Source organism: Hansschlegelia beijingensis, assembly GCF_045505405.1.
Taxonomy (GTDB): Bacteria; Pseudomonadota; Alphaproteobacteria; order Rhizobiales; family Methylopilaceae; genus Methylopila; species Methylopila beijingensis_A.
This window is the reverse complement of record NZ_JBJKEX010000267.1, coordinates 1-4,300: the sequence shown is the minus strand read 5'-3', so window position 1 is coordinate 4,300 and position 4,300 is coordinate 1. Positions and strand designations below refer to the sequence as shown.

4 protein-coding genes are annotated in these 4,300 nt (G+C 71.6%); 2 read left to right on the top strand and 2 right to left on the bottom strand.

From position 1 onward, the window contains the following. Both cobJ and ACIKT0_RS13955 read left to right on the top strand, forming a co-directional pair. Positions 1 to 1,369: precorrin-3B C(17)-methyltransferase (gene cobJ / locus ACIKT0_RS13960; protein ID WP_407105928.1), on the top strand; the 1,369-nt coding region annotated here is incomplete at its 5' end. 9 nt (positions 1,370 to 1,378) lie between these two features. Continuing rightward, positions 1,379 to 2,476, top strand: a complete 1,098-nt coding sequence (locus ACIKT0_RS13955) for a cobalt-precorrin-5B (C(1))-methyltransferase (protein WP_407105927.1) — start codon at positions 1,379 to 1,381, stop codon at positions 2,474 to 2,476. Positions 2,477 to 2,487: 11 nt separating this feature from the next. On the opposite strand, the gene cobM is transcribed toward ACIKT0_RS13955, so the two are convergent. Both cobM and cbiT read right to left on the bottom strand, forming a co-directional pair. Then, positions 2,488 to 3,246: a precorrin-4 C(11)-methyltransferase gene (cobM, locus tag ACIKT0_RS13950; RefSeq protein ID WP_407105926.1), complete on the bottom strand. Its 759-nt coding sequence runs from the start codon at positions 3,244 to 3,246 to the stop codon at positions 2,488 to 2,490. A 2-nt stretch (positions 3,247 to 3,248) separates the two neighbouring features. Continuing rightward, positions 3,249 to 4,300: precorrin-6Y C5,15-methyltransferase (decarboxylating) subunit CbiT (cbiT, locus tag ACIKT0_RS13945; RefSeq protein WP_407105925.1), on the bottom strand; the 1,052-nt coding region annotated here is incomplete at its 5' end.

Genomic DNA, 4,300 nt, shown 5'->3' with positions numbered 1-4,300 from the left:
AGACGCGCTCGCCCGGTCGCTCGCGGACGCGCTGGGCGGAGCGGCGGCGATCACTGGCGCAGGCGCCCGGCGCTTCGGGGTCATTCTGGAGGCGCCCCCAGAAGGCTATGTCCTCGCCAATCCCGAGGACGCGAAGGCCGTGACCGCGCGTCTCCTTGCCGGAGAGCGGGCGCGGCTCGAGGGCGAGGCCCCCTGGATCAGAGACTCCGACCTGCCCCTCGACGCCGAGGGAGAGGTGCTGTTGCGCGTCGACGCGTCCGCCGCGGCGGCGCCGGCTGGCGGCCTGCTTTACCGGCCGAAGGTTGTTCTGGCCGAATTCGACAGACCCGACGAAGCCACGCTCGTGCGCCTCGACGAAGCGCTTGCGAAGCTCGGGATCGCGCCGGAGGCGCTGGCGCTCGCCACGGCCCCGGAAGGCGCGCCGATACACCACAGGTTCGTGGAGCGGCTTGCGGAGCGAAGCATCCCCCTCCGCATTGTCGAGTCCCGAATCGAGCAGGGCGAGCTTCTTCATGGTGAGCCGGGGCTGCGCATCCATCGGTTCGCCGAGCCGCCCTCGCCAGAAACCTTCGGGCGCGCGCTGGGTCGCGTCACGGTGGTGGGGTTGGGTCCAGGCGAGCGCGACTGGCTGACCCCGGAAGCCGCAGCCGCGCTCGACCGCGCCAGCGATCTCGTCGGCTATGAGGTCTATCTCGCCATGGTCCCGGAGAGGCCCGGCCAACGCCGGCATGGCTCCGACAACAGGGTGGAGATCGAACGAGCGCGGGCCGCGCTGGTGCTCGCCGGACAGGGCAGGGAAGTTGCGGTCGTCTCCTCCGGCGACGCCGGCATCTTCGGCATGGCGGCGGCCGTCATGGAGGCGCTCGCCGCGGAGCCCGCGCGCTGGCCGAACGTCACGGTCGAGGTCGCGCCCGGCGTCTCGGCCATGCAGGCGGCCGCGGCCCGGCTCGGCGCGCCGCTCGGGCATGATTTCGCGGTGATCTCGCTGTCGAACCTTCTCAAGCCGTGGGAAATCATCGCGCAGAGGCTCGAGGCCGCAGCTCGCGCGGATTTCGTGCTCGCCCTCTACAATCCGACGTCACGCGACCGGCGGCCGCAGTTCGAGGCGGCGCTCGACTTGCTCAGGCTCCATCGTGGCCCTGAGACCGTCGTGGCGCTCGCCCGGAACGTCGGGCGGGAGGGCGAGAGCCTGACGATCGTCACGCTCGGCACGCTCGATCCGAACGACGTCGACATGCGCACCCTCGTGCTTGTCGGGTCGTCCCGCAGCCGTGTGTTCGCGCGCGCCGACGGGCGGCCCTGGATGTTCACGCCCCGCGTCTACGAGGCCGCGCCGGCGACAGAGACGCAGGAGCCGCTGGCGCTGTAGGGTGCCGGGATGGAAGATCCGCTGGACGCTCCGACGGACGACGGCCGGCCGCTCCGCCGCGGCTGGACGACCGGCGCCTGCGCCACCGCGGCGACCAAGGCCGCCTACACGGCTCTCCTGACAGGGTCTTTCCCGGACCCTGTGCAGATCACGCTGCCACGCGGCGAGCAGCCGGCCTTCGCCCTCGCGATGGAAGAGCAGGGCGTCGACTACGCGCGAGCGGGCGTCATCAAGGACGCAGGCGACGATCCGGACGTGACGCATGGCGCGCTGATCATGTCGCGGGTGCGACTGCTGCCGCCCGGGACCGGCGTGGTGTTCCGCGCGGGCGAGGGCGTGGGGACAGTGACCCTTCCCGGACTGCCGCTGCCGCCCGGCGAGCCGGCGATCAATCCGACGCCGCGCGAGATGATGCGCGCGGCCATCGCCGAAGTCGCGGCCGCCGAGGGCGCCACAGGGGACGCGGAGGTCGAGATCTCGATCCGCGACGGCGCGGCCCTGGCGCTCAAGACCTGGAACCCGCGGCTCGGCATCGTAGGCGGGCTTTCGGTGCTCGGCACCACGGGCGTCGTGGTGCCTTATTCCTGCTCCGCCTGGATCCATTCGATCCATCGCGGCGTCGACGTGGCGCGGGCGGCGGGCTACCCGCATATCGGCGCGAGCGTCGGGGCGACCTCCGAGACGGCCCTGAAGCGGCTCTACAGCCTGCCGGACACCGCCATCATCGACATGGGCGACTTCGCCGGGGGGCTGCTCAAATACCTGCGCAGCCATCCGGTGCCGAAGCTCACCATCGCGGGCGGGTTCGCCAAGATGTCCAAGCTCGCGGCAGGGGCGCTCGACCTCCACTCCGGACGCAGCCAAGTGGACCTGGCCGGGCTCGCGCGGCTGGCGGAGGAACGGGGCGCCGGCCGCGACGTCGTCGCGAGCATAGCCGCCGCCCCGACCGGGCTCGCCGCGCTGCGGCTCGGCCGCGAACTGGGGCTCGGAGACGCTGTCGCAGAAAGGGCGCGCGAAGCGGCCAGAACGGCGCTGAGGGGCTCGGAGGTCGCGATCGAAGTGCTGGCGATCGATCGCGAGGGGAACATCGTCGGGCGCGCCGGATAAGCTCGCGACGGCTATTCGCGCGGCTTCAGATGCCGGTCGTATCCATCGTCGTAAAGGGCGCTCCTTGTTGAAGAAACGCCGTTCAGCGCGTGGCCGACGATCACGAGCGCCGTGCGCTCGACGCCTAGGGGAGCGGCTTCGGCGACGATCGTGCCCAGCGTTCCGCGCGCGATGGCTTCGTTCGGCCAGGTCGCGCGGGCGACCAGCGCAGCCGGACAGTCGGGACCGTAAAGCGGCGTCAGCTCCTCGACGATCCGCGGAAGCTGCCTGGCTGCGAGATGCAGCACGAGGGTTCCGCGCGATGCCGCTATGATTTCTAGAGTTTCCGTCTCCGGCATTCGCGACGCGCGGCCGGACAGGCGGCTCAGGATGATGGTCTGCGCGACCTCCGGAACGGTCAACTCCACGCCGAGCCGCGCCGCTGCGGCGGCGAAGGCCGGCACTCCCGGCACGATCTCGAACGGTATGTCGCGCTCCCGCAGCGCCTCGAACTGCTCGGCGGTCGCGCCATAGATCGACGGATCACCGGAATGAACCCGCGCGACGTCGAGCCCGGCTGCGTGCGCAGCCTCCAATTCGGCGACGATTTCGTCGAGGGACATCCCCGCGGTGTCCAGGACTCGTGACCCCTCAGGCGCGCAGGCGACGACGGCCGCCGGCACCAGCGAGCCGGCATAGAGGCAGACCGGGCAACGCGCGATGAGATCGCGCCCTCGCACCGTGATGAGGTCCGGGTCGCCGGGTCCGGCGCCGATGAAGTAGACGGTCATGGTCAGCGCGGCTTCACAGCGGCGAACTGGGTGACCGGCATGGCCGGACGCCATCCGGTCATGCCGCCGACCGCGCCCGCATACGACGCCTCGATCCGCACCAGTTCGCCGCCGAGCATGCGGTGTGCGGCGACGAGGCGCGCCTCGGTCTCGAGCGTAACGGCGTTCGCGACGAGCCGGCCTCCCGGCTTGAGGGCTTCCCAGCAGATCTCGATCACCTCCTCCGCGCCTGCGCCTCCGCCGAGAAAGACGGCGTCGGGCGCCGGCAGGTCCTCAAGTCCTTCGGGCGCCCGCTGCTCGCGGATCTCCAGGCCCGGCGCGCCCAGCCGGCGCGCGTTCTCTCTCGCGCGCGCCGCCCGGTCCGGACGGGGTTCGAGGCCGATGGCCCGCGCACCCGCGGCCGCGCGCATCCACTCGATGCCGATGGAGCCGGAGCCGGCGCCGATGTCCCAGAGCAGCGCCCCCGGAATCGGGGCGAGTCGGGCGAGCGTGACAGCTCGAATCTCGCGTCGCGTGATCTGGCCATCATTGTCGAAGGCGTCGTCCGCCAGACCGGGCGTTCTTGGAAGAACCCTCGTCCCCGGCTCCGCGACCGCTTCGATCGCGACGGTGTTGAGCGCCTGGAAGCGCCGATCCTCCATCTCGCCCGCCGTGATGGCCGTGGCCGCGGCATCTGGCGATCCGAGCCGCTCCAGCACCGTCATCCGGCTGCCGCCATAGCCTTGCGCCGTGAGCAACGCCGCGGCCGTGGAGGGCGTCGAGCCGTCGGCGGAGAAAAGCACGATGCGGGCGCCGTGGTGCAGCGCGGAGGAAAGCGTCTCGATCGGCCGGCCGCATGCCGAGACGAGCTGGGTCTCGGCCACCGGCCAGAGCATCGCCGCGCAGGCCAGCTGGAACGCCGATACAGCGGGCAGCACCGTCACCTCGGACCGCTCGAAGCGCCCGAGCAGCGTCGCCGCGACCCCGTACAGGAGCGGATCCCCGCTCGCGAGCACGGCGACGCGTCGGCCGCGCCAGCCCGCGATCTCGTCGAGGAACGGCAGCATCGGCAGAT